Here is a 1,571-nt window from a genome sequence, read left to right on the forward strand (position 1 = left end):
TTTTTTATTTTTTACTTCGCACGGCAAATTTTAATTTCGCAATGGAGCCAAACCCAGCTTTACCACCAAATTCCGCAAAAAATAAATAAAAATAAACAAAAATATATTAATATTAAATTTACTTATATACTAAACTTTTTAAGCCAAAATTCATTTTTTTTTTTTATAATTACGCCTATTTTTAATTTTAGTCTATTTCCCACTGCCTTTTAAGCATTTGCGTGAAATATTCTTATTTTACAGTGAAAGGCTAATCATGTTTAGCAAACTTAAACTTGGCACAAAGACTATCGCCTCTATAGTATCTATAGTGGTATTTTGTCTAGCAATTATGAGTTGGGTAATTATATCTATTACCTCAAACATTCAAACCCATGAGGCTAAAAAGCTTTTAGAGAGCATATCTGATAGCGATTCGAATTTAGCCGATTCATTCTTGTCTCAAATATATGTAGCCATAGAGAGCAATGCAAAGCACTTTGAGAAACTCTTGCAATCAAGAGCTAGTGAAAGAGAGTTAGAAAATGAGCTAATAGGAACTATAGATTCTGCTGGAGAGGCATTGTATGGCTACTTATACATACTTGACCCATACTACACAGATAATATACAAAATCCCAAATTTAAGCTAAATAACTCTAAATTACTAATCCTACAAACAGATGATGATCTACTTGGTGTAGGCGGTATGAGAACTATTCAAGCAGATAATAATATAAATAATCTAGAGGGGCTAAATACAGCTATCCGCACAGGCAAAGTAGCCATAGGCAATCCAGTTATACTAAATATAGAAAACTCAGCAAAAGCTGTCCTTAGTATGAATATCCCTTTAAAAGATAAAAATGGTCAAGTAATAGCAGTCCTAGGCCTCCTAGCAGATTTACGAAGTATTTCAGCAGAAATGAATAGTCCAGATCGTAGAATATTCGAAGGAACTCAAATTTTTGTAATAAATAGCAACGGAGTTGTAGCTGTAGATAGAGATGCTAAATATATAGGAAGCAATCTACAATCTATCAATAAAGACGCTAGCGCAATCCAAATTATACAAGCGATAAAAAATAGAGATTCAGGAATATTTGAGTACTACTCAGTATCAGGCGTGAAAAATTTAGCCGCCCTAAAAACAATCTCAATTGCAAGGGGTAGCACTACATTTGGCGTTGTCGCAGCTGTTCCAGAAAGCTCAGTTTTAGCACCAGTTAGAGAGATAATATTTGATATCATAATTGGCGTTATCATAACTTCAATTATCATCGCTCTATTTGTATTTTACTACATAAATGTAGGTGTAGTCCGAAGAATCCAAAGTATATCAAATCTACTATTTGGCTTCTTTAAATTCCTAAATCACGAGAGCAAAACTCCACCAGCATATCTACAACCAAAAGCTGAAGATGAGATAGGCATAATGACTATAGAGCTAAACCGCAATATCAAAAAAATCCAAGATGGAATAAACCAAGACAATCAAGCAGTCAAATCTGCTATACAAACAGCAAGTCTAGTAGAAGGTGGTAATCTCCACTCTAGAATTGAGGAAAACCCAAACAACCCAGCCCTAAAAG

Annotated in this window: 1 protein-coding gene; it reads left to right on the forward strand. The window is 33.8% G+C overall.

Going from position 1 to position 1,571, the window contains the following annotated elements:
- Positions 1 to 256: 256 nt before the first annotated feature.
- The coding region (locus CSUIS19073_RS08200; protein WP_337214415.1) for a hypothetical protein at positions 257 to 1,571 on the forward strand (1,315 nt) is incomplete at its 3' end.

It is taken from the genome of Campylobacter sp. RM19073, from assembly GCF_024723495.1.
Lineage (GTDB): Bacteria > Campylobacterota > Campylobacteria > Campylobacterales > Campylobacteraceae > Campylobacter > Campylobacter porcelli.